Annotated in this window: 20 protein-coding genes; 2 read left to right on the forward strand and 18 right to left on the reverse strand. The window is 65.2% G+C overall.

Going from position 1 to position 24,104, the window contains the following annotated elements; all coding sequences use genetic code 11:
* Nucleotides 1-22: 22 nt before the first annotated feature.
* Genes OU800_RS20745 through OU800_RS20755 form a run of 3 tightly spaced genes read right to left on the reverse strand, consistent with a single transcriptional unit; the run spans nt 23 to nt 2,581 of the window.
* Nucleotides 23-727 (reverse strand): type 1 glutamine amidotransferase, encoded by a 705-nt coding sequence (locus OU800_RS20745; protein WP_268179228.1) that lies wholly within the window; start codon nt 725-727, stop codon nt 23-25.
* Nucleotides 727-1,869, reverse strand: a complete 1,143-nt coding sequence (locus OU800_RS20750) for an aspartate aminotransferase family protein (RefSeq protein ID WP_268179229.1) — start codon at nt 1,867-1,869, stop codon at nt 727-729. Before OU800_RS20750 ends, OU800_RS20745 begins: the two co-directional genes overlap by 1 nt.
* Entirely contained in the window at nt 1,862-2,581 is a 720-nt protein-coding gene (locus tag OU800_RS20755) for an MOSC domain-containing protein (RefSeq protein WP_268179230.1), read from the reverse strand. The genes OU800_RS20750 and OU800_RS20755 overlap by 8 nt, the downstream gene beginning before the upstream one ends.
* Nucleotides 2,582-2,683: 102 nt before the next feature.
* Here OU800_RS20755 and OU800_RS20760 point away from each other — a divergent pair, with 102 nt between their 5' ends.
* On the forward strand, nt 2,684-3,571 hold the full coding sequence (locus tag OU800_RS20760) for a LysR family transcriptional regulator (protein WP_268179231.1): 888 nt from the start codon (nt 2,684-2,686) through the stop codon (nt 3,569-3,571).
* 802 nt (nt 3,572-4,373) lie between these two features.
* Entirely contained in the window at nt 4,374-5,033 is a 660-nt protein-coding gene (locus OU800_RS20765) for an endonuclease (RefSeq protein WP_268179232.1), read from the forward strand.
* 94 nt (nt 5,034-5,127) lie between these two features.
* Here the strand turns inward: OU800_RS20765 and hutC are convergent, their stop codons facing one another.
* From hutC to bioF, 15 genes are all read right to left on the reverse strand, one after another.
* Nucleotides 5,128-5,838: a histidine utilization repressor gene (gene hutC, locus OU800_RS20770; RefSeq protein ID WP_268179233.1), complete on the reverse strand. Its 711-nt coding sequence runs from the start codon at nt 5,836-5,838 to the stop codon at nt 5,128-5,130.
* Between the two features lie 128 nt (nt 5,839-5,966).
* Complete coding sequence (gene hutH, locus OU800_RS20775; protein WP_268179234.1) at nt 5,967-7,502, reverse strand: histidine ammonia-lyase; 1,536 nt, start codon at nt 7,500-7,502, stop codon at nt 5,967-5,969.
* Nucleotides 7,503-7,515: 13 nt separating this feature from the next.
* Nucleotides 7,516-9,177 (reverse strand): urocanate hydratase, encoded by a 1,662-nt coding sequence (hutU, locus tag OU800_RS20780; RefSeq protein ID WP_268179235.1) that lies wholly within the window; start codon nt 9,175-9,177, stop codon nt 7,516-7,518.
* Between the two features lie 38 nt (nt 9,178-9,215).
* Nucleotides 9,216-10,541 carry a YjiH family protein gene (locus tag OU800_RS20785; RefSeq protein ID WP_268179236.1) on the reverse strand — a complete coding sequence of 442 codons (1,326 nt, stop codon included), beginning with the start codon at nt 10,539-10,541 and terminating at the stop codon, nt 9,216-9,218.
* Nucleotides 10,542-10,628: 87 nt separating this feature from the next.
* A complete protein-coding gene (hutG, locus tag OU800_RS20790; RefSeq protein ID WP_268179237.1) occupies nt 10,629-11,564 on the reverse strand; it encodes a formimidoylglutamase in 936 nt (311 codons plus the stop codon).
* The gene (hutI, locus tag OU800_RS20795; RefSeq protein WP_268179238.1) at nt 11,554-12,771 is read right to left on the reverse strand and encodes an imidazolonepropionase; all 1,218 of its coding nucleotides are present in this window, start codon (nt 12,769-12,771) and stop codon (nt 11,554-11,556) included. The genes hutG and hutI overlap by 11 nt, the downstream gene beginning before the upstream one ends.
* A 1,198-nt stretch (nt 12,772-13,969) precedes the next feature.
* Nucleotides 13,970-15,748, reverse strand: a complete 1,779-nt coding sequence (locus tag OU800_RS20800; RefSeq protein WP_268179239.1) for an acyl-CoA dehydrogenase C-terminal domain-containing protein — start codon at nt 15,746-15,748, stop codon at nt 13,970-13,972.
* A 136-nt stretch (nt 15,749-15,884) separates the two neighbouring features.
* On the reverse strand, nt 15,885-17,174 hold the full coding sequence (locus OU800_RS20805; protein ID WP_268184392.1) for a GGDEF domain-containing protein: 1,290 nt from the start codon (nt 17,172-17,174) through the stop codon (nt 15,885-15,887).
* Between the two features lie 295 nt (nt 17,175-17,469).
* On the reverse strand, nt 17,470-19,275 hold the full coding sequence (locus OU800_RS20810; protein ID WP_268179240.1) for a phenylacyl-CoA dehydrogenase: 1,806 nt from the start codon (nt 19,273-19,275) through the stop codon (nt 17,470-17,472).
* A 165-nt stretch (nt 19,276-19,440) separates the two neighbouring features.
* On the reverse strand, nt 19,441-20,169 hold the full coding sequence (locus OU800_RS20815; RefSeq protein ID WP_268179241.1) for a putative metalloprotease CJM1_0395 family protein: 729 nt from the start codon (nt 20,167-20,169) through the stop codon (nt 19,441-19,443).
* Nucleotides 20,170-20,220: 51 nt separating this feature from the next.
* Nucleotides 20,221-20,520, reverse strand: a complete 300-nt coding sequence (locus OU800_RS20820; RefSeq protein ID WP_268179242.1) for a hypothetical protein — start codon at nt 20,518-20,520, stop codon at nt 20,221-20,223.
* 98 nt (nt 20,521-20,618) lie between these two features.
* Complete coding sequence (gene bioD, locus OU800_RS20825) at nt 20,619-21,305, reverse strand: dethiobiotin synthase (protein WP_268179243.1); 687 nt, start codon at nt 21,303-21,305, stop codon at nt 20,619-20,621.
* Nucleotides 21,306-21,336: 31 nt separating this feature from the next.
* Entirely contained in the window at nt 21,337-22,176 is an 840-nt protein-coding gene (gene bioC / locus OU800_RS20830; protein ID WP_268184393.1) for a malonyl-ACP O-methyltransferase BioC, read from the reverse strand.
* Nucleotides 22,163-22,891: an alpha/beta fold hydrolase gene (locus OU800_RS20835; RefSeq protein WP_268179244.1), complete on the reverse strand. Its 729-nt coding sequence runs from the start codon at nt 22,889-22,891 to the stop codon at nt 22,163-22,165. The genes bioC and OU800_RS20835 overlap by 14 nt, the downstream gene beginning before the upstream one ends.
* Entirely contained in the window at nt 22,884-24,053 is a 1,170-nt protein-coding gene (gene bioF, locus OU800_RS20840) for an 8-amino-7-oxononanoate synthase (RefSeq protein ID WP_268179245.1), read from the reverse strand. The genes OU800_RS20835 and bioF overlap by 8 nt, the downstream gene beginning before the upstream one ends.
* Nucleotides 24,054-24,104: the final 51 nt, after the last annotated feature.

Below are 24,104 nucleotides of genomic sequence, written 5' to 3' on the forward strand. Positions count from 1 at the left end.
CGACAGACTCGCAAAAGGGTGTTCAGGTCATATGGGCGTGGGCACCCGAGAGGTAATCGAGCAGGCGGAACAGGGTGGCGTTGGTCGATGCGGCATGTGGCGCGCCGTCACGAATGCTGGCGCGATCCTGCACCTCGCCCGGCAGAGCGAGATCGGCAGACGCCCGCTGCAGGCGCTCATCGAGACTCTCGGCATCGCTTTCTAGCTGGCAGAGCAAACCGATGGCGCGTTCCTGCCAGACGAAGCCCTGCAAGGCCGCAGCCGTAGAGCCGTACAGGGCGATCGCGCCGTGCGGCAGGCTGCAACTTTCACGCTGCCAGTGCAGCGCCAGCAGACGCTGCGGCAGCATGCGGCCAAGGGGCGACTGGCGCGATTGCGGGTCCTTTTCCAATTGCCACCAGCCGATTAGCGCTGCCTGCGGGCCACCTGCGATGCGTGCGCCCAAGGCTTCGGCCAGGAGCAAGGCGCCAAAGCCGCTGCCGAACACCCGCTTGCGCGCCATCAGCGACTGGTGAATCAGGCACTTCTCTGCACCCATCCAGCCGTGCTGGCGTTCGTCATGTACGCTCAACGAGCCGTCGAGCAACAGCAGCAGCTCGAAATCCTCCAGGCTCGGCAAGGGCTCACCGGCGAACACCCGGTGCCAGCTAACCTGGTGCCCGCCAAGCCACTGTTGCATTGCCGCAGGGCCTACACCCGCACTGTGCTGAATCACCGCAATACGCATCAGGCCACCTCCTCGCAGCGCTGCTCGCCCCGCTGCAATGCCCGGCCCAGTCGGCGCAGCATTTCCTCGACGTTGCCATGGCTCACCGTCAGGGCCGGCGACAGGCAGAGGCAGTCACTACGTGCAACGCCGATCAACAACCCCTGTTCACGTGCGGCACGCTGCAGCACAGGCGCCGACAGCCCGATCAGGGGCAAGCCAAGCAACAGGCCGTGACCGCGCAGCGAGCCATGGCCATGACGCCGAGACAATCGCGCCAGGCCTTCGCGCAAATGCTCGCTCACATCGCGCACCTGGCTGAAGAAACTACCTTCGAGCACAGCGCCGAGCACCGCAACACCGGCGGCCGTCAGCAACGCTTCGGCTGGATAGGCGGGCAGCAAGGCCGCAGACGCCTCGGCGATCCGCCCACGGGCCAGCACGGCGGCCAGGGGCAGGCCGCCGCCGAGCGCGCCGCCAAGGGTCAACAGGTCGGCGCGCACGCCGTACAGCTCCTCGGCCAGCAGCGCGCCACAACGCCCCATACCGCTGCCAGTCTCGTCGAGGATCAATACGGCGCCCTGCTCGCGGCAGAGCCGCTGCGCGCCTTGCAGGTATTCCAGAGTCGCCGGTACCACGCCAGCAGCCTGTTGCACCGGTTCGAGCAATACGGCGGCGCAATGCAGATCGACCACGGCGGCCAGGGCGTCGAGATCGTTGAACGGCACCCGCACTACCCGCTTCGCCCCCGGCTGAGGCGATAAGCCGAGGTGGCTGCCATCGAGCAACACCAGGGTATCGGCCGCGGGTTTCTGTTCTGCCGCCGTCTGCAAGGCCAGGCGTACGGCCAGCGCATTGGCCTGCGCGGCGTCGCTGCAGAACGCTGCCTGCTCGCTACCCGTGGCCTGGCATAGGCGTGAGGCAAGCTTGAGCTGCCCCCGGCTGCACTGCTCGCGCCCAAGGCCGATCAATTGCTCGGCCTGACGGCGCAGAGCATCCAGCAGCAGGGTCGGGCTGTGGCCCTGGCTGTTGCCTCCCTGCGCCTGGTCGAAATCCAGATAGGCGCGCCCGTCGGCGTCCCACAGCCAGGAGCCCTGCCCGCGCACGAACAGAGGTGCAGCGTGCTCGCCCATCAGTTGCAGCCGTGCCATGCCATCACGCATAACGACGCTCCACCTCGGCGACCGCCCCCTCCAGCGGCAGGCCGAGCAGACGCGCCGACCAGCTTTCCAGACGGCCGCTGCGCAAACGTTGCGCGGCGATTTCACGCCAGCGCGCCGATAGCGCCGGGCACAGCTGCAACTGCTGCAGGCCGGCTCGCTCCATGGGCGAGTGATAGAAATGCTGCAGCGCCCGCGCCACGCTCAGGCTGGGATAGCGGCGCTGCACCAGCTCGAATGGCAGCTCGACACTGACGAAGCCCGGCTTGAGTACGCGATAGAACCAGCCGCAGCGACCACTGTCCTGAACCACCTGGGCCAGTTCCGGGTGCAGCCCCTCACGGTTGAGGCGATAGCAAGGCGAGCGTGGCTGGCTGACCTGCAGCAGCACCTCGCCCCACCGAAACACATCGCCAATGCACACCTGTGCCTCGGTCAGCCCCTGGCTGGAGAGGTTCTCGCCGAAGCTCGGCCGTGACCAGTCCAGCTGCGGGTAAAGCGCTTGCCAGTGCTCATAGTGCTCCGCCGGGTAGTGGTGCAGGGCGCGCTCGGGGCCGCCGTGGAAGCGGGCGTCGCCCTGCTCGTCCTGGCCGAGGCCCTGCGGCCACAACCACAGGCGATGATCGACCCGTTGCTTGCGTTGCGCGACACTGAGCCCACCGCCAATTTCTTCGGCTTTCCCTATGAATACACCTTGAATCTCGACCTGCTTCACCGACCGCTCCGGCCTTATCGGCTGTTGATCATGCCGCTAGACTAGGGAGCTTCGGGCCATTTTGACATTTCGATTTCCCTGCTTGATTCATAACGGAATCTTATGGATTTTCGTCAACTTCGCTATTTCGTCGCGCTCTATGAGGAGGGCCATGTCGGCCGTGCTGCCGAGCGCCTGAGCATTTCCCAACCGGCACTGTCACAACAGATCCGCCAGCTAGAAGGCGATCTGGATGTCGGCCTGTTCCAGCGCAGCGGCAGGCGCCTGTTGCCCACACTGGCCGCACACACCCTGTACAACCACGCCGTACCGTTGCTCGATGGCATGGAGCGCGCGCGCGAGGCATTGCGCAGCTTCCGCGGACCGGGGCCACGCAGCCTGTCCATCGGTGTCCTGCAGACGGTCAACGCCAGCCTGGTGCCGCTACTGCTGGAACGCCTGCAGCAGGCCCAGCCGCAGCTAGTGGTCAAGCTCTACGAACTCTCGGGCGTGGACATCGAGCGGCGCCTGCTCAGCGGCGGCCTGGACATTGGCATCGGCTTCCTGCCGCCGCGTCAGCCGGGCTTGCATAGCCTGGCGCTGTACGAGGACGAGCTACAGCTAGTGGTGCCGGAGAACCATCCCCTGCGCGACTTCCGCAAGGTGTCGCTGAGCCAGGCAGCGGACCTGCCGATGCTGCTGCTGGGCGAGGAGTTTCGCATCCGCCAGATCTGGCAGGAGCAGCTCGCCCTGCTCGGCCGAAGGCCACACGTGCAGGCGGAGCTGAACCACATGAACGGCATTCTTGACAGCCTGCCGCACACCACCCTGGCCAGCGTGCTGCCCGGGCGCGCCAGGCAGATGCATGCCCACCACGGCCTGCTCTGGAAGCCCCTGAGCGAGCCACGCATTCCACTACAGGTCGGCCTGGTGTATCGCGATGCACAGCGCCAGCAGGCGATGATCGACCTGCTGCGCAGCGCGCTCGACGGCGCCTGGGAAACGCCCTGAAGCGGGACCGATGCCGATATGGCCTGATCAGCGGCCTGCATGGCCTCGGCCTGTACGAACTGCTGGCCATCGCCGAAGCGCCCAAGGGCAGCCTTTACCACCACTTCCCCGGTGGCAAGACAGCGCTCGCCCTGGAGCCGGCCGAACGCTTCGCTCAGGTGCCTCCCCATCGTGGCGCTCAATACGCTGGACGACCTGTGGCTCCCGCCTCACGCGCTGCCTTCATGGCTGCCTACGTCAACGCGCCCTATCAGGCGCGCACGCTCGACTCCGAAGCCAAGGGCCTGGGCACTATCGGTCATAGGGGATATTTCCGCCCTGCGGCGCAGCGGCTATGGGACGAGCCCCTGGACTGGTTCGAGTGCTTGCGCCTCGAACAGCGAGCGGCTCGAAAGCAGGAGCCAGTGGAAAAGCGCCAGGCAGAAAAAAGAAAACCCCGCATTAGCGGGGCTCTGCAGACTGTTGTCCTGACGTCCTTGATCTGCTCACCGTCCTGGTGGCTGTCCAATGTGTCCTTGATCGTCGATGCGCTTCCTGCGCCGAATCCATGGATGCACAGTACGCCCGTACCGCATCGCCTGAAAGCGGCGATCATCGCGACAACATGTAAGCCATGGCTTACATGGCCTCGAACCACGACGTCTTCACGATCGAGCCGTGACCCAGCCCGCAGCACGACGCTGCCATACCCTAGGATTGGCAATCGATAGAGCGCGTTTATTCCCTACAAGCCTCTTGCTAGACTGCCCGCGTCGTAGAACAACAACAGACCCCCGACCACGGCGGTCACCGAGGCTAGAGCATGCGCGTCGTCACCCTGCTTCTGGGTTGCCTGGCAACCTGCATCGGCACTGTCGTCCTGGCCGGCGGCCAGAATCAGCTAAGCGACCCCAAACAGGCCATCTCCCAGGCCTTCTGGAAAGATCTCTACGGCCAGGGTGGTAGCACGCTCTATTGCGGTAAAACCTTCACCGGTGAAGACGGTACGCTGGTTGCCAGCCCGATCTACAGCATCAAGCAGCTCAAGCGCGCAATGCGCTGCATCACCGAACGCCAATGCACCATCATGAATCCGCGCTATCCCTTCATCGAGGCGGATCTGCACAACCATTACCCGGCCCTCGCGCGGGTCGAGCTGAAGCGGCGCAACGCGCAATTCGCCGAACTGAGCGACGACGTACCGAGCACCTTCGCCGATATCGACTGCGACATGAAGACCAGCTACCAGTTGGTGGAGCCGCGCGACGAAGCCAAGGGCAATATCGCCCGGGCGATCTTCTACATGCATGTCGAGTACGACTTGCCCATCGTCGGCCTGGTGCCGATGTACAAGGCCTGGCACCGCCTGGATCCGCCAGATGCCGAAGAGAAAGCCCGCAACGACAGGATCGAGGCGCTGCAAGGAACGCGTAATCGCTTTATCGACGACCCGTCACTGGTGGATCGACTGATCGCCGATTGAGGTCTCGCTGCTTTCGATATCGCCGCCGCGTAGGGTGCGCTGTGCGCACCACCGGCAACCGAGGGCGCGGTGCTCACGGCGCACCCTACAGCGGTTATCCCCGCCGCTTGTGCAGCGAACGCAGCTTGTAGCGCTCGCCAGGGTGGAGCAGCCGCGCGTAGCTGATCAGGTGATCGCCGGACCAGGTGCGACGAATCACGCTGAGACAGGGCATGGCCGGATCGATCTGCAGATGCTCGGCGGTTTGCGCATCCACCAGCACGGCCTCGACCACATGCTCGACGTCCGACATTGGGCTGCTGGCTACCAGCACCTCGTTGGGCGTGCGCTGGCTGAAGTCGGTTTGCAGGTAATCGGGCACCCAGCGCGGGTTGACGAAGCGATCCTCCAGCTGGATCGGCAGGCCGTCCTGCAGGTGCACCAGCACGCTGTGGAACACCTCGGTACCCAGGCGCACTCCCAGACGCAAGGCGACCTCATCGTCGGCGGCGATGGCTTCGCAGCGCAACACGCGGTTGCCGTAGGTGTGACCACGGCCGCGCACTTCGCTGGCGATGTTCATCACCTCGTGCAGCGGCGACTCGGCCTTGCGGTCAGTGACGAAGGTGCCCAGGCCGGCCTGGCGTATCAGGTAACCCTGCTGCACCAGATTCTGGATTGCCTTGTTGGCGGTCATGCGGCTGACGCCGAAGTCGCGCGCCAGTTGCTCCTCCGGCGGGATCTGATGATGGACCGGAAACGCGCCGCCCTGGATGCGATCCAGCAGGAATGCCTCGATGGCCTTGTAGCGCGGGGTGGTGGTCACGAAAGCTCCTTGGCAAGACCGAGTGCGCGGATGATAGCGGAGCTAAGCGCTCCGCTCCCAGCGCCGTAGCCCGGATGCAATCCGGGGCCTGGGTTTGAGGCTCCCGGATTGCATCCGGGCTACGCAGTTCAGCTCACGGACGGCAACATGCCGGCCGGCAGCAACGGCGTCAGCACCCGCTCGGCCAGCAGCTCGTCGGCGGCGGCGATATCCGGGGCGAAGAAGCGATCCTCGACATAGTACGGCACCTTGGCGCGCAGCGCCTGCCGGGCCTGCTCCAGTGCCGGCGTACTCTTCAGCCCTTCGCGGAAGTCCAGGCCCTGGCAGGCGCCCAGCCATTCCACGGCCAGCACGCCACGGGTGTTGGCGGCCATGTCCCAGAGGCGCTTGCCGGCAGCCGGGGCCATGGACACATGGTCTTCCTGGTTGGCCGAAGTTGGCAGGCTGTCGACGCTGTGCGGGTGGGCCAGGGCCTTGTTCTCGCTGGCCAGGGCTGCCGCCGTCACCTGGGCGATCATGAAACCGGAGTTCACGCCGCCGTTGGCCACCAGGAACGGCGGCAGTTGCGACATGTGCTTGTCCATCATCAGCGAGATGCGCCGCTCGGACAGCGAGCCGATCTCGGCGATGGCCAGGGCGATATTGTCGGCGGCCATGGCCACCGGCTCGGCATGGAAGTTACCACCGGAAATCACCTCGCCTTCGGCAGCGAACACCAGCGGGTTGTCCGACACCGCATTGGCCTCGACGCCGAGCACTTCGGCAGCCTGGCGCAACTGGGTCAGGCAAGCGCCCATGACCTGCGGCTGGCAGCGCAGCGAATACGGGTCCTGCACCTTGTCGCAGGCGGCGTGGGAACGGCCGATCTCGCTGCTGTCGCCGAGCAGGTGACGGAACGCAGCCGCCGCGTCGATCTGCCCGCGCTGACCACGGGCGGCATGAATGCGTGCATCGAAGGGCGAGCGCGAGCCGAGCAGCGCCTCGACGCTGAGCGCGCCGCAGACGCTGGCGGCGGCGTACAGGTCTTCGCCCTCGAACAAGCCGCGCAGGGCATAGGCAGTGGACACCTGAGTGCCGTTGAGCAGGGCCAGGCCCTCCTTGGCAGCCAGGGTCATCGGCTCCAGGCCGGCTATGGCCAGCGCCTCGCTGGCCGGCAGCCATTGACCCTTGTGGCGCGCCTGGCTTTCGCCGAGCAGCACCAGCGACATATGGGCCAGCGGCGCCAGGTCACCGGAGGCGCCGACCGAGCCTTTCAGCGGGATATGCGGATAAACCTCGGCGTTGACCAGGGCGATCAGCGCCTCGATCACCTGGCGGCGAATGCCGGAGAAACCGCGCGCCAGGCTGTTGATTTTGAGCAGCATGATCAGCCGCACCATGGCGTCATCCAGCGGCTCGCCGATGCCGGCGGCATGGGACAGCACCAGCGAACGCTGCAGTTTTTCCAGGTCGTCGTTGGCGATGCGGGTCGAGGCCAGCAGGCCGAAACCGGTGTTGATGCCGTAGGCGGTGCGACCCTCGGCGATGATCTGGTTGACACAGGCGACGCTGGCGTCGATGGCCTGATGGGCGCTGGCGTCCAGGGTCAGGTGCACGGGGGCCTGGTAGGCAGCGCGCAGGTCGGCCAGGGTCAGTTGGCCGGGTTTCAGGTTAAGCGTATTCATGGAATCTCTTTCCTCAGCCGATCATCGGCAGGTTCAAACCCTGCTCGCGGGCACAATCGATGGCGATTTGGTAACCCGCATCCGCATGACGCATCACGCCGGTGCCCGGGTCGTTGGTCAGCACGCGGGCAATGCGCGCGGCGGCTTCGTCGGTGCCATCGCAAACGATGACCATACCCGAATGCTGGGAGAAGCCCATGCCCACACCACCACCGTGGTGCAGCGATACCCAGGTCGCGCCACTGGCGGTGTTGAGCAGGGCGTTGAGCAGCGGCCAGTCGGACACGGCATCGGAGCCATCCTGCATGGCCTCGGTCTCGCGGTTGGGACTGGCCACCGAGCCGCTGTCCAGATGGTCGCGGCCAATCACCACCGGCGCGCTCAGTTCACCGGACCGCACCATTTCGTTGAAGGCCAGGCCGAGCTTGGCGCGTTGGCCCAGGCCAACCCAGCAGATACGCGCCGGCAGGCCCTGGAAGGCGATGCGCTCGCGGGCCATGTCCAGCCAGCGATGCAGGTGGGCGTCGTCCGGGATCAGTTCCTTGACCTTGGCGTCGGTCTTGTAGATGTCCTCCGGGTTGCCGGACAGCGCCGCCCAGCGGAACGGGCCGACGCCCCGGCAGAACAATGGGCGGATGTAGGCCGGGACGAAACCGGGGAAGTCGAAGGCGTTGCTCACGCCCTCTTCCTTGGCCATCTGGCGGATGTTGTTGCCGTAGTCGAATGTCGGCACGCCCATCTTCTGGAAGTCGAGCATGGCTTTGACGTGCACGGCCATGGACTGCTTGGCGGCCTTGACCACACCAGCCGGATCGGTGGCTGCACGATCCTTGTATTCGGCCCAGGTCCAGCCGATCGGCAGGTAGCCGTTGAGCGGGTCGTGAGCGCTGGTCTGGTCGGTGACCATGTCCGGGCGCACGCCACGGCGTACCAGTTCCGGCAGTATCTCGGCGGCATTGCCCAGCAGGGCGACGGAGATGGCCTTGCCCTCTGCGGTGTACTTGGCGATGCGCGCCAGGGCGTCGTCCAGATCGGTGGCCTGCTCGTCGACGTAACGGCTGCGCAGGCGGAAGTCGATACTGCTCTGCTGGCATTCGATATTCAGCGAGCAGGCGCCAGCCAGGGTGGCGGCCAGCGGTTGGGCACCGCCCATGCCGCCGAGGCCTGCGGTGAGCACCCAGCGGCCCTTGAGGTTGCCGGCGTAGTGCTGGCGACCGGCCTCGACGAAGGTCTCGTAGGTGCCCTGAACGATGCCCTGGCTACCGATGTAGATCCAACTGCCGGCGGTCATCTGGCCGTACATGGCCAGGCCCTTGGCGTCGAGCTCGTTGAAATGCTCCCAGCTCGCCCAGTGCGGCACCAGGTTGGAGTTGGCGATCAGCACGCGCGGCGCGTTGCTGTGGGTCTTGAACACGCCGACCGGCTTGCCGGACTGCACCAGCAGGGTCTCGTCGTCGTTCAGGTTGGTCAGGCTCTCGACGATCTTGTCGTAGCACTCCCAGTTGCGCGCGGCGCGGCCAATGCCGCCGTACACCACCAGCTCCTTGGGGTTCTCGGCCACGTCGGGGTCGAGGTTGTTCATCAGCATGCGCAGCGGCGCCTCTGTCAGCCAGCTCTTGGCGGTGAGCGTGGTGCCACGCGGGGCGCGGATTTCGGTGTCGCGGAACTTGGTCATGTCACGGGCTCCTGTGGGAACGGGTCAGGGGTGGGCGGTCAGAGCCAGCCCAGAAATTGGGCGAGGTAGGCCAGCGGAATGGCCAGCAGCAGGCTGAGCAGGGTGCGTTGCAGCCAGATCAGCAGCAGGTGGCCCAGGCTCAGGGGAATTCGCGTGGCCAGCACGCAGGGAATCGAGGCGGAGAGAAACAGCACGCTGCTGACCGAGACGATGGCGGTGACGAACTTCACCAGCACGTCGGCATCCTTGAGCAGCATTGCCGGCAGGAACATTTCCGCCAGCCCGGCGGACAGGGCACGGGCCACCTGCATCGGCTCGTCCAGGCCGAACAGCCAGGTCAGCGGGTAGAGCAGCACGCCGAGGGCGTCGAACAGCGGCGTGTACTTGGCGGCGAGCAGCCCGAGCAGGCCGACGGCGAGAATGCTCGGCAGGATGGCGGCGGTCATGCGCAGGCCATCGACGAAGGTTTCACGCAGCGCCGAGCCCAGCGACGGCGCCACGCTGGCCTGCTGCATGCCGGCGCGCCAGGCGCTGCCCAGGCGGCTTTCACCGGGTTGCAACTGCGCCTCGGGGGGGGACTCGGACGGCAGGCGCGACAACGGATAGATGCGCGCGCTGATGGCGGTGACGGCGAAGGTCACCGCCATGGCGCCCCAGAAATACAGGTTCCACTGGCCCATCAGGCCCAGGGTCTTGGCGATGATCACCATGAACGGCGCCGAGACGGTGGAGAACCCGGTGGCGATGATCGCCGCCTCGCGCACGCTGTAATGGCCCTGCTGGTACATGCGGTCGGTGATCAGCAGGCCCACCGAGTAGCTACCGACGAAGGACGCCACGGCGTCGATGGCCGACTTGCCCGGCGTGCGCCAGATTGGCCGCATCACCGGCTGCATCAGCACGCCGATCAACTCCAGCAGGCCGAAGCCGATCAGGAACACCAGGGCCAGCGAGCCCAGGGGCACGATCAGCGCCAGGCTGAGCACCAGCTTGTCGAACAGAAACGGCAGCATGCCCGGCTGGTACAGCGCCTGCGGGCCAAGCTGCAGCAGGTAGGCGGCGCCGATCAGCAGGCCGCACACCTTGAGCACACTGAATACGCCATGGGTCAGGCTGCGGCGCCAGCTACCGTCGAGCCAGGGCGCCAGCGCGCCATAGAGCATGAACAGCAGCGCCACGCCGATCACCAGTGGCCGCGCGTGCTGCTGCAAAGCGCTGGCCGCGTGGTCGAGGAGGATGGTCGAGCGCCCGGCGATCTCGAACGGCACGAAGAACAGCAGCAGGCCGATCAGGCTGTAGCCCAGCAGGCGCGCCAGGGCACGTGGGCGCGACACGCTGCCGCTCAATGGCAGGGATTCAGACATGACGCGGCTCCTGGCCGCGGCGGGCGGTGATGAACATCGGGGTTTCCTCGTAATTGTTGTTGTGCGGGAAAGCGTCGGGCGTTCGGCTCAGAGGCTGAGCAGATGGATCAGCCGCGCCGCCACCTTGGCGGTGCGGTTGTCGATGTCGTGTTCGGGGTTGAGCTCGGCCAGGTCGGCCAGGCGCAGCTTGCCGCTGGCCTTGAGCCGTTCGAGCAGCGGCTCGAGCAGCTCCAGGCGCACGCCACGGGCGGCCGGCGCGCTGACGCCCGGCGCTTCGCAAGCCGGCAGCACATCGATATCGATGGTCAGGTAGAGCGCGTCGCATTCGGCGGTGAAGGCGTCCAGCTCGGCGCCGATGCTCTCCAGGGTCGACTCGCGGATCTGGTGATCCTCGCGCACCAGCACGTTCAGCTCGGCGGCGCGGGCGAACAGCGCGAGGGTGTTGCTGGCGCGGCTGACGCCGAGGCAGGCGTAGCGAAACGGCCAGCCGCGTGCGGCGCACTGCTCGGCGATCTGCGCGAAGGGCGTGCCGGAGGAGTGCACATGGGCCGGGTCGCGCAGGTCGAAATGGGCGTCGAAATTGATGATGCCGATTTTAGGAGCTGGGTTGCCAGACAGATGCTCGGCCAGGCCCGACCAGCTACCGAAGGCCACTTCATGCCCGCCGCCGATCACCAACGGCAGATGGCCGGCGTCCAGCAGCGCGCAGACGTTTTGGCCGAGACGCGTCTGGGCGGCTTCCAGGTCGCCGTCTTCGCAGGTCACGTCACCGGCGTCAAAGGCCGGCGCCTGACGATGCCAGGCCAGGTTGGCCAGGGCCTTGCGCACGCTTTGTGGCGCAGCGGCGGCGCCGACCCGGCCATGGTTGCGGCGCACACCTTCATCGCAGGCGAAGCCCAGCAAGGCCAGGCCCGGCTGGCTGTCTTCGGCGAGCACCTGGATGCGCTGGTGCCAGCGCGCGCTGTCGGCTTCCGGGTCGGTGCGACCGCTCCAGGCGGCCATCGAGTGACGATCAGCGAGCATAGGTCACGACTCCATTGAACACGCGCTGACGCAGGCGCCCAGCCTGCACCGCGTAGGCCAGTTCGGCCGGTTGCTGGATATCCCACAGACACAGATCCGCCGGCGCGCCGACGGCGATGCGGCCCAACTCGGGCAGCCCGAGGGCACGGGCGCCATGGGTGGTCATGCCGGCCAGGGCTTCGCGCGGGGTGAGGCGAAACAGGGTGCAGGCCAGGTTGGCCATCAGCGTCGGCATGCAGATCGGTGAGGTGCCGGGGTTGGCGTCGCTGGCCACCGCCATCGGCACGCCGTACTGACGCAGCAGGTCGATGGGCGGCAGTTGGGTTTCGCGCAGCACGTGGAAGGCGCCGGGCAGCAGCACCGCCACGGTGCCCGCCTCGGCCATGGCTTGCACACCGGCCTCATCCAGGTACTCGATATGGTCGGTGGACAACGCGCCATAGCTTGCAGCCAGGGCGCTGCCACCGAGGTTGGACAGTTGCTCGGCATGGGCCTTGATCGCCAGGCCGTGGGCCTGGGCTGCCTGATAGATGCGCTCGCACTGCGCCGGGGAAAAGCCAATGCCCTCGCAGAACACGTCCACCGCATCGGCCAGCCGCTCACGAGCAGCGGCCGGAATCATCTCGTCGCAGACCAGGCTGACGTAGTCGTCGGCGCGGCCGGCATATTCCGGTGGCAGGGCATGGGCGCCGAGCAGCGTGGTAAGCACCCGCACCGGGCGCAGCTCGCCGAGGCGGCGGGCCACGCGCAGCATCTTCAGTTCGTCTGCGACGGTCAGGCCGTAGCCGGACTTGATCTCCAGCGTGGTCACGCCATCGGCCAGCAGCGCATCGAGACGCGGCAGGCTGGCGGCGATCAACTCGTCCTCGCTGGCGGCACGGGTAGCGCGCACGCTGCTGAGAATGCCGCCGCCATTGCGGGCGATGGTTTCGTAGCTGACGCCTTCCAGGCGCTGCTCGAATTCACCGGCACGATTGCCGGCGTACACCAGATGGGTATGGCAATCGACCAGACCGGGAGTCATCACGCCGCCGCGCCCTGCTTCGACAGCGCCCTCAGCCAGCGCCTCGTCGAAGGTGCGCGACGGCCACAGGCCGGCAATACAACCGTCCTCGACCAGCAGGTTCATTGCCTCGTCCAGTTGCGTCAGGCCATCGAAGACCTGCACATCGCGCCAGAGCTGTTTCGCGGTGGATTGCATCGGCATGGGATTCTCTCGGCTCAATTTGTATATACATTATGAGTGGATCGAATGGACGTCAAGCGACATCCGTCTGGATCGTCGCTCTCGTATAAACCAATGCACCACCGGAGTCTTCTTAGCGTCTGCTGTGGAAAGGGCACCTCTGGTGAGAAAGGGCCAGAGCAATATGTATATACATTAAACAAGGCAAGGCGACTACGTCAGTCCACGACCAACCTCCCCGCCTGTCGACAGGAACGCCGCCCCCTGAAAACAAGAAGGTTCATCGCATTTTGTGGGGAATGCTTGGTTGATACCGGACTGGCAAGTTTGTGTGCTGGTTTTCAGTTGTTTCGGTGTTTAAGCTGCTTATCAGCGTTTAGCTGATGTCTCCCGTTTCGCCCCCCGGCGACCTTCTTTTGTCAAACGCCACAAAAGAAGGCAAAAAGGCTTGGCCCCGCCATCCGGCCCCGGCTTCGCCGGGGTTCGTTCGTTCCATCGTCGCTCCGAGGGTCGGCTTACAAGGGCCGTCCCTGGCCCTTTAAGCCTCTCGCCGCATCCCTGCGGCTCGCCCCTCTGCGCAACGATTCCACTCACCCTCCTGAAGGGGCCATTCGCGCGCCTGAACGAGTATGCACTCCATAAGTTGCTCGGCGTGTTCTAGTAGCGATGAAGTAGCGATGAAGTCGCGATTGGGTCGTCGAGTTAAACCAAAACTTTCATTCACGTAGTTTCATTCGCCTGGATAGCTTGCCGGTTTTCAGCCTGCATCCCGGTCAGCCCTACGGCTGACCCAATCTTCAAGCACTCCACACTACTTCTGGGTTACCTAGGGTTCAGGCGCGTGCAGAGCCCGCCCAGGAGGGCGAACGCAATCGTCGTGGAAGAGGTTGAGCGACATGGATGTCGCGAGAGCCGCGATGGGCCAGGGATGGCCCACCGCGGCGGGCCTCTGGAGCGGCGATGGAGTGAGCGAACCCTGGCGCAGCCAGGGCCGGATGATCGGGCGGAGGGTTTTGGTTACTTTTGCCCGTCAAAAGTGACTCGCCCGGGAGGGCGAAAGCAGAAATATCAGCAAAAACGCGGCAATCCGGAACAAGCACCCGAACAAGCCAACACACAAACTTGCCAGTCCAGTATCAGATTGACTTCCCGAGCCCCGCACGAACAACCCATAAAAACCCCGGCACGAAGGCCGGGGTTCGGGATGCAGCGACAGCGCTTAGAACTGCGCAGCATCCAGCAGATACAGCGACTCGCTACCCGCCTTGACCGAAGCACTCAGCGAATGAATGCGCGGCAGCAGGCGGGCGAAATAGAAGCGTGCGGTGCCCAGCTTGCTGGCATAGAACTCGTCCTCGCCTTCCTTGCCCAGCGCAGCTCGCGCCATCAAGGCCCACATGTAGGCATAGGCGGTGTAGCCGAACACCTGCAGGTATTCGACCGAGGCCGCACCGATCTCGTTGGGGTTGTTCTTGGCCTGTTCCAGTACCCAGGTGGTCAGCTCATCGAGGTTCTCCACGGCCGCGGCCAGTGGCTGGGTGAACTCGGCGAGGCTGGCATCGGCCGAAGCGATGAAGGCCTTGATCTCGTCGGCGAAGTGCTTGTAGAAGCTGCCGCCGCTGCCGACGATCTTGCGCCCCATCAAGTCCAGCGACTGGATGCCGTTGGTGCCTTCGTAGATCTGGGTGATGCGGCAGTCGCGCACCAACTGCTCCTGACCCCACTCACGGATGAAACCGTGGCCACCGAAAATCTGCTGGCCATGCACGGTGGTTTCCAGCGCCATGTCGGTGAGGAAGGCCTTGGCCACCGGGGTGAGCAGCGCCACCAGTTCGTCGGCACGCTTGGCGGTGTCCTTGTTCTCGCTGTACTTGGCCGTATCGAGCTGCATGGCGACGTAGCTGGAGAAGGCACGCCCCCCCTCGTTCAGCGCCTTCATCGTCAGCAGCATGCGACGCACGTCCGGATGCACGATGATCGGGTCGGCCGCCTTGTCCTTGGCCACCGGGCCGGTCGGGGCGCGGCTCTGGATGCGCTCGCGGGCGTATTCGATGGCGCTCTGATAGCTGCGCTCGCCAAGGGACAGGCCCTGGATGCCGACGCCCAGGCGCTCGTAGTTCATCATGGTGAACATGGCCGCCAGGCCCTTGTTCACTTCGCCCACCAGGTAGCCGGTGGCGCCGTCGAAGTTCATCACGCAGGTGGCCGAGGCCTTGATGCCCATCTTGTGCTCGATGGAGCCGCAGCCCAGGGCGTTCTTCTCACCCAGCGAGCCGTCGGCATTGACCATGATCTTGGGCACCAGGAACAGCGAAATGCCTTTCGGGCCAGCCGGTGCGTCCGGCAGCTTGGCCAATACCAGATGGATGATGTTCTCGGTCAGGTCGTGCTCACCGCCGGTGATGAAGATCTTGGTGCCACTGACCTTGTAACTGCCATCGGCCTGGGGTTCGGCCTTGGTACGGATGATGCCCAGGTCGGTGCCGGCGTGCGGCTCGGTCAGGCACATGGAGCCCGCCCAGACGCCGGCATACATGTTCGGTAGGTACTGCGCCTTGAGCTCTTCACTGGCGTGATTGAGGATCGACAGGCAGGCGCCAGCAGTCAGCATCGGGTACAGGCCGAAGGACAGGCTGGCCGAGTTGACCATCTCCTCGACCTGGGCGCCGATCACCTTGGGCATGCCCATGCCGCCGAACTCCGGCGAACCACCGACGCCGACCCAGCCGCCTTCGGCGTAGGTGCGATAGGCCTCGGGGAAACCGGCGGGGGTCTTCACCACGCCGTTGTCCCAGGAACAACCTTCCTCGTCGCCGCTGCGGTTCAGCGGGGCGATGCTGCCGGCAGTGACCTTGCCGGCCTCTTCGAGAATGGCATTGGCGGTGTCTTCGTCCACCACCTCGGCCAGGGCCGGCAGCTCGGCCCAGAGCTTGGAGACCTCGAATACTTCATTGAGCACGAAGCGCATGTCGCGCAGGGGGGCTTTGTAATCGGCCATGGCATATCCTCGGGAAACGGACTGACGACAGGAGACCGAGCTTAATACAACAACTCGACAGACACATAGGGTCGTGTTGTGACCAAACATTCAGCACCCGTATGCATTCTGCCAACATGGGCGAACGCAGCCAGGCTCAGTCCCCGTCAACCACCACCCGCACCGCGCCACGCCGCTGCGCGGCACTGCGAATGCAGTTGCGCCCGGCCGCCTTGGCACTGTACAGGGCCTTGTCCGCCTCCTTGATCACCTCCTGCGGGCGGCGCTGCTGCGCCTGGCGCTCGGCCGCCCCCATGCTCACGGTCACCGAAACTTCGTTGGCACTCTTGCCGGTACGATGCTGCTTGCCCTGACGATCGTCGCGCGGCCGGTTCTGCTTGTCACGCAACTGCATGCGGTACTGCTCGATGGCCAGGCGCACGGCTTCCATGTGCGGCATGCACTGCTCCAGGCTCTTGCCGGGAAAGAGCAGGGTGAACTCCTCGCCACCATAACGATAGGCCTTGCCACCGCCGCCCACCTTGCGCAACAGGCTGGCGACCAGGCGCAGCACCTGATCACCGACGTCATGTCCGTGGGTGTCGTTGAATTTCTTGAAGTGATCGACGTCGACCATGACGATCACGTAGTCACGCCCCAGACGCTGCAAACGCTCGTTGAGCGCACGCCGCCCCGGCAGGCCGGTGAGTTCGTCGCGAAAGGCCATCTGGTAGGCCTCGTGGGCCACGGCGGCAACCAGCACCAGCATCACCATGCTGCTCATCACCTGCAATGCATGGGGCAGGATGAACACTTGCGGCAGCATCCACAGCAGGCCGAGCAGCCCCACCAGTTGTGCGGCATGCAGCGGCCTGGGTAGACGCAGGTACTGCACCAGCAAGGCGATGAAGGCGAGCAGGAACATCCCATAGCTCAGTTGCGCCAGGCTCATCCAGCTACCGTGCAGCGCCGGCCAGTGCACCTGCACCAGCCAGTCGGCGATGCCCTGCGGATAGCGTCGCGCCAGGCCGAGCGCCACCGCGCCAACCGCCAGCAGCACCAGTGCGCGGGCGAACAGATCCTGCAGCAGATGCGAGCGCTCCTGCCAGCAGCCATACAGGGTATAGAGCGCAGGCAGCAGCAGGCAGATCAGGTGGAACACCAGCACCGCATCGCTGCGCACCTGGCCATGTTCGCGGAAGTGATCGACCTGGATATCGAGCAGGAAGTAGCCGATATAAAGCAGCGCCAGCAGCACGACTTCGCGTTGCCGGCCATAGACCATGCAGAAGGCGCCACCGAGCAGCAACAGCAGGGTCGGCAACACGTTGAACAGGGAAATGAAGAATTCGTTGAGCACGGGCAGGCGCGCGGCCACCATGCCACCGAGCAGAAACGGCAACGACGAGACGAAATGGCTGAAGCGCAAGCGGGCCAGACGAATCACGGCGGCACCCGAGATGGAAGATGCAAGCATTCTGCCTGCTTCCCAGGAGGAAAACAGCGACGGAATGCGACATTCCTAGCAGGCAGTTGAAAAACGTAGGCGAGGCAGGCAAGACAAGGCAAAAACAGCCGAAAAAGCGCAGTTTACGTGCTGTAAATGAGCATTTTGACTGGGCTCGCACACGAGGCTGTTTTTAACGCAGTATTGCCAACGCAGGTAGTTTTTCAACTGCCTGCTAAGGCAGAAACGGGAACGCCGCCCAGTGGGCGGCGCTCCTCTTGCAGCAGGCTGAAACTTAGAAGCCGAGCGCGAAGTGCTCTTCGTCCATGTCCATCAGGTTGCTGGCACCCGAAAGCATGGCTTCGACATGGGTACGGGTACGCGGCAGGATGCGCGCGAAGTAGAAGCGCGCAGTCTGCAGCTTGGCCTGATAGAACGCGGCATCGCCTTCGCCGGCTGCCAGCTTCTCGGCGGCCACACGCGCCATGTCGGCCCAGAAGTAGGCCAGGCAGGCGTAACCGGAGTACATCAGGTAATCCACCGAAGCGGCACCGACTTCCTCGCGATCCTTCATCGCCGCCATGCCAATCTTCATGGTGACGTCGCCCCACTCCTTGTTCAGCTTGGCCAGCGGCTCGACGAATTCCTTGACGGCTTCGTTGCCTTCGTTGGCCTGGCAGAACTTGTGCACGATCTTGGTGAAGTTCTTCAGCGCACCGCCCTGGGTCATCAGCACCTTGCGGCCCAGCAGGTCGAGCGCCTGAATGCCGGTGGTGCCTTCGTACATCATGGAGATGCGGCAGTCGCGCAGGTTCTGCTCCATGCCCCACTCGGCGATGAAGCCGTGGCCGCCGTAGATCTGCATGCCGTGGGAGGCGGACTCGAAGCCCACTTCGGTCATGAAGGCCTTGGCGATCGGGGTGAGGAAGGCCAGCAGTTCGTCAGCGGCCTTCTTCTCTTCTTCGCTCTGGCTGTACTTGACGATGTCCACCTGCTTGGCGGTGAAGTAGACCATGGCGCGGTTGCCTTCGGCGAAGGCCTTCATGGTCAGCAGCATGCGACGCACGTCGGGGTGCACGATGATCGGGTCGGCGGCCTTGTCCGGCGCTTTCGGGCCGGTCAGCGAACGCATCTGCAGACGCTCGCGAGCGTACTTGATACCACCCTGGAAACCGGCTTCGGCATGGGCCAGGCCTTGCAGCGCGGTGCCCAGGCGAGCGGTGTTCATGAAGGTGAACATGCAGTTCAGGCCCTTGTTGGCCGGGCCGATGAGAAAGCCGGTGGCGCCATCGAAGTTCATCACGCAGGTGGCGTTACCGTGAATGCCCATCTTGTGCTCGATGGAGCCACAGGCCACGGCATTGCGCTCACCCACGCCGCCTTCGGCATTGGGCAGGAACTTGGGCACGATGAACAGGGAGATACCCTTGGTACCGGCCGGTGCATCGGGCAGGCGCGCCAGCACGATATGGACGATGTTCTCGGCCATGTCGTGCTCACCCGCGGAAATGAAGATCTTGGTACCGCTGACCTTGTAGGTGCCGTCGGCCTGAGGCTCGGCCTTGGTGCGCAGCATGCCCAGGTCGGTGCCGCAATGCGGCTCGGTCAGGCACATGGTGCCAGTCCACTCGCCGGACACCAGCTTGGTCAGGTAGGTGTGCTTCTGCTCGTCGGTGCCGTGGGATTCGATGGTGTTCATCGCGCCATGGGACAGACCGGGGTACATGCCCCATGCCCAGTTGGCGGTACCGACCATCTCGCTGACGGCCAGGCCGAGGGATTCCGGCAGGCCCTGGCCACCGTGCTCGACGCTGTGCGCCAGGCTCGGCCAGCCACCTTCGACGAACTGCTGATAGGCTTCCTTGAAGCCGGTCGGGGTCTTCACGCCAGACTCGCTCCAGGTGCAGCCTTCGGTGTCACCGACGCGGTTCAGCGGTGCCAGCACCTGCTCGCAGAACTTGGCGCCTTCTTCGAGGATGGCGTCGACCATGTCCGGAGTGGCGTCCTGACAACCTGGCAGGCTCTGGTAGTGAGCTTCATAGCCCAGCAGCTCGTCACGAACGAAACGAATGTCACGCAAGGGGGCCTTGTAGTCAGGCATAACGGTAAACCTCTGCGATGGAGTCAGTTGTCAGGGTGACCGGATTCTCGGTCTCTGCGGGATCGCTCCCGGCTGCCTAGCCACTGAAAGCGGGCCGGCAATCAAACAGGCGTTTGAAACATACGTTTAGGGCTCACCCTTTGTCAAGCACTGGCAATCGGCCGGTCAGGCGACCTGATCGATGCGCGATACCACCGTCTGCTCGGCACCGATACGCCGATATAGATCAAGACTAGGTGCTGCCGTGGAGGGCTGCTGGGAATCGCTGCTGGTGGGCTTCTCGCCATCCGCCGCCTGCTCCTCGCCCTGCTGCGTTTCGTCGCTGGCTTCGGTGGTTTCTTCGCGGCGCTGTTGCGCCAACTCCACGCGCGCCTGGGCCGCCTGCGCCTGCGCCATGGCGGCAACGCTCAGATCCTGGGCGGAGGGTTCGGCAGGGGCCAGCGCGGCGCGCCGGACGATCTCCATTTTCTGCAGGGTCGCTGCGGGATCGTTGGGCACCGGGCTGACGTCGATGCTGACTTCACCGGATATCGCATAACGCTGGCCATCGGGCCCGCGTTTGAAGTCGTAAGTGGGGGCGCCGGCGTATTGCCCCCCCACGGCGGCGTGCGCCTGCTCGTGCGCATGCACCTCGCGGTCACGTCGGCTCAGTTGGGAGATTTCGGCTTGTTCCTGGAGCAGTTGCTGATCGCGCCTGGCGGACTGGCCATCTGTAGGGGACTGATCGGCCTCTTCGCGGGGTGAAGCGGCATTATCGGCCTGCGCCTCCTGCGTCGGCGCGACCGGAGCCAGATCGGAGCGAGCGAGGTCGGGAGTGGCGTCGGAAGAAAGCGGCCGGGCCGCTGAGGCTATCGGCTGGGCGGGGATATAGGCCGTGCTGCTGGCAATCTGCATCTGTGCCTACCTTCCCGCATGACAGCCAACGACCGGGGCACGAGGCCGCCGTCAGGCGCGGGTATCGATCAGGGTGCCCAACGCCTCGTCGGCGGTCTTGACCACCTTGGAGTTGGCACGTACTTCGTTTTCGGCAACACGTAGCGAGACCAGGCTTTCGGTCAAATCGGGGCTGGTCGGCTCGGCGCTCTGCCGGGTCGGATTGACCTGATTCTGCGCAGGGTTCGGGTTCGCCGGTTGGGTAGCGGGCAGGCTGTTGCCGGCAATTTCGGCGGCGGCTTGCTCAGCGCGGCGCTGACCGGACTGAATGCCACTGAGACCGGAACTGAATGCGCTGGAAGAAATTTCCATATGAACGCCCTCGCGGGGTTGGAAGCTGATGGACTGTATTGAAGCAGATACTGCCTAAAAAATGTACAGAGAAATGGCTATGCTCGCGTTACCGCTTATTACGATAGCGACAGGCCATCAAGGTATAGGTGCTTGGCGACAGCCGCTGGCGTGGCCTGCTTCAGCCAGGGCACCTGCCCCAGACAGGGGGCTGGCAGGCGTTCGCCAAGAGTGGCGAGGTTGTCCGCGAGGCGCGAGGTATCGGCATCGACGATATTGGCCACCCAACCGGCCAGGTGCAGGCCGTCACGGGCAATGGCCTCGGCACTGAGCACAGCGTGGTTGATGCAGCCCAGGCGCACGCCCACCACCAGAATCACCGGCAGGTTCAATGCCACGGGTAGATCGGACAGGGTCTGCTGTCCGGCCAGCGGCACGCGCCAGCCACCCGCCCCTTCCACCAGGGTGAAGTCCGCGCCACGCTCCAGTATGGCCTCCACCGCCTTTTGCAGCGTGGCGACATCCAGCGTCACCCCCGCTTCGCGGGCGGCCAGGTGCGGGGCGATGGCAGGGGCGAAGGCCAGCGGGTTGACCTCCTCGTAGCGCAGCGGCAGCGAGCACTCACCGAGCAGTGCCAGGGCGTCGTCGTTGCGCAGGCCCTGCGCCGTCATCACGCAGCCGGAGGCCACCGGCTTGGCCGCCGCCGTACTCAGGCCGCGCAGGCGCGCGGCATGCAGTAGGCCGGCGGCGATGGTGGTCTTGCCGATCTCGGTATCGGTGCCGGTGACGAAATAGGCATGGGGCATGGCAGGTTGTTTCTCCGTTGCGCAGGAGGGTTCAGAAGGGCTTGAGCAGGACGCCATAGACCACCTGGTAGGTGGCCGGCAGGCCGTCCGTCTCGCGATAACGCTCGTAGGCCGACAGCAGCGCGGCGATACGGGCACGGCCGGTGAGGCCATCCGGGCGCCCGGGGTTGAGGTTGTGCGCGCCGATGTCCTTGAGCGAACGGGTCAGGCTGCGCAGATCGGGAAAATGCAGGCGATGGGCCTGGCGTTGCAGGCTCAGCACCTGCAGCTCGCTGGCCGCGCACAGACGCTGGTAGTCCTCGAAGTGACGGAAACGGTTGACGTGGACGAAGCCATCGACCGCCTGCCAGCTATCACGCAGTTCCTGCAGGGTACCGACGCACAGGCTGGAAAAGGCCAGCACGCCACCTGGCCGCAAGACCCGCGTGGCCTCCTGCAAAACCAGGGCGAAGTCGGCGCACCATTGCAGCGCCAGGCTGGAGAACAGCAGGTCGAGGCAGGCGTCCTGCAAGGGCAACGCCTCGGCATCGCCGACGATGAAGTGCGCAGCGCCACCCTGAGGTCTGGCGTGGCGCAACATGCCCTCGGCAATGTCCAGGGCCAGGCCCTCGGCGTTGAAGAGCGCGGCCAAGGCCCGGGTAAAATGCCCGGTGCCGCTGCCCAGATCCAGCCAACGCCTTGGCTGCATATCCGTCGGCAAGCGCGCCAGCAACTCGTCACCGACACTGCGCTGCAATTCGGCGACGGCATCATAGCTGGCCGCCGCACGGGAGAAGGACGCCGCTACCTGGCGTTTGTCCGGCAGCAGTCCGGGCTGTGCTTCCTGAGATTCAGGCAGCCGGTGCGCAGGGCGCACCCTACAGGTCACCATCATGGGCCTCGCAGATGAAGTCGAGCATCAGTGCGGCCAGGCTGGCTGGCTGCTCCAGCACGAAGCCATGGCTGCACCCCTCCAGCACGTCCACTTCGCCTGCCGGCAGCAGCGCCAGCAAGGCTTCGCCGGCCGCCGCCGGCACCAGGGCGTCCTGCTCGGCCAGCAGATGCAGTTGCGGCCCGGCATAGCTCGCCAGGGCGTTGCGGTTGTCCAGGCGGGCCAGCACCTCGAGCCCGGCGAGCAGGTGCTCGTCAGCGTTCGTCTGCAGGTGAGCCTGCAGTTGTCGTGACAGGCCGCGTGCATCGGCAGCGCCCTGGGCGCAGAGCAGGGCGAAGCGCTTGAGGGTGGCGGCTGGAGTGGCCTCGCAGCCGGCATGGAAGGCGGCATAGGTGTCAGCAGGCATTGCACTGAGCCAATCCTCGCGCGCGACGAAGCAGGCATTGCTGGCCAGGCTGATCAGCCCACGACAGCGCGCGCCACGGCGCGCCGCCAAAGCGCTGGCCAGCATGCCGCCCAGCGACCAACCGGCCAGCCAGCAATCGCTGGGCAGCCGCGCCTCCAGCTCGTCGAGCCAGGCGTTGGGGTCTGCCGTGGTCAGCCTTGGCAATGGCGCAATCTCTGCCTGCAGGGTATCGCCCAGGGCTTGGGCCAGAGGTTGCAGCAGCGCACCGTCCAGCCCCCAGCCTGGCAACAGGATCAGCCGCTCAGTCATCGGGGCTCACCAGCGGCCAGCACTCGGACAAAGCCTCCAGCAGGCGTTCGAGCTGCGCCTCGCTGTGCGCGGCGGACAGCGTGACGCGCAACCGCGCGCTGCCTGCCGGCACCGTCGGCGGGCGAATGGCGCCCACCAGCAGACCGCGTTCCTTGAGCAGAGCGGAAAGCTTCAGCGCACGGGCACTGTCGCCCACCAGAATCGGCTGGATCGGCGTAGGACTCTCCATCAGGTGCAGACCGATCTCGGCAGCCCCCTGGCGGAAGCGGGAGATCAGCCGGTTCAGATGCTCCCGACGCCAGTGCTCGCTGCGCAGCAGCTCCAGGCTCTTCAGGGTGGCGCAGGCCACGGCGGGTGGTTGGCTGGTGGTGTAGATATAGGGCCGGGCGAACTGGATCAGGGTTTCGATCAGTTCCTCGCTGCCGGCGACGAACGCCCCGGCCGTGCCGAAGGCCTTGCCCAGGGTGCCGACCAGCACCTGCACGTCATCCTGGCCCAGACCGAAGTGCTCGACGATGCCGCCACCGCTCCCCCCCAGCGGGCCGAAGCCATGGGCATCGTCCACCATCACCCAGGCCTGGCGGGCGCGTGCCTCAGCGCAGAGTGCCGGCAGATCGGCCAGGTCGCCGTCCATGCTGAACACCCCATCGCTGACCACCAGGCAGTTGCCGCTGGCCTTGCGCAGACGACTGGCCAGGCTGACCGCATCGTTGTGCAGATAACGGGAGAAGCGCGCGCCGGACAACAAGCCGGCGTCGAGCAACGAGGCGTGGTTGAGGCGATCCTCCAGCACGCTGTCGCCCTGCCCCACCAGCGCGGTGACGGCAGCCAGGTTGGCCATGTAGCCGGTGGAGAACAGCAACGCGCGGGAACGGCCAGTGAATTCGGCCAGCGCCTCTTCCAGCTCGTGATGTGGTGTGCTGTGGCCGATCACCAGATGCGAGGCACCGCCGCCGACGCCCCATTTCTGCGCCCCCTGTTGCAGCGCGCGTATGACGTCCGGGTGATTGGCCAGGCCTAGATAGTCATTGGAACAGAAGGCCAGCAGTTGCTTGCCATCGGCATGCACCTGCGGCCCTTGCGGGCTCTGCAGCAGCGGGCGCTGGCGGAACAGATCGGCGGCCTGGCGCTCTGCCAGGCGGGCGGATAAATCGAAAGGCATTACAAAGCTCCAAGCGGCAAGCCACAAGCTTCAAGAGGCAAGCAAGCGACA

It is taken from the genome of Pseudomonas sp. GOM7, from assembly GCF_026723825.1.
Taxonomy (GTDB): Bacteria; Pseudomonadota; Gammaproteobacteria; order Pseudomonadales; family Pseudomonadaceae; genus Aquipseudomonas.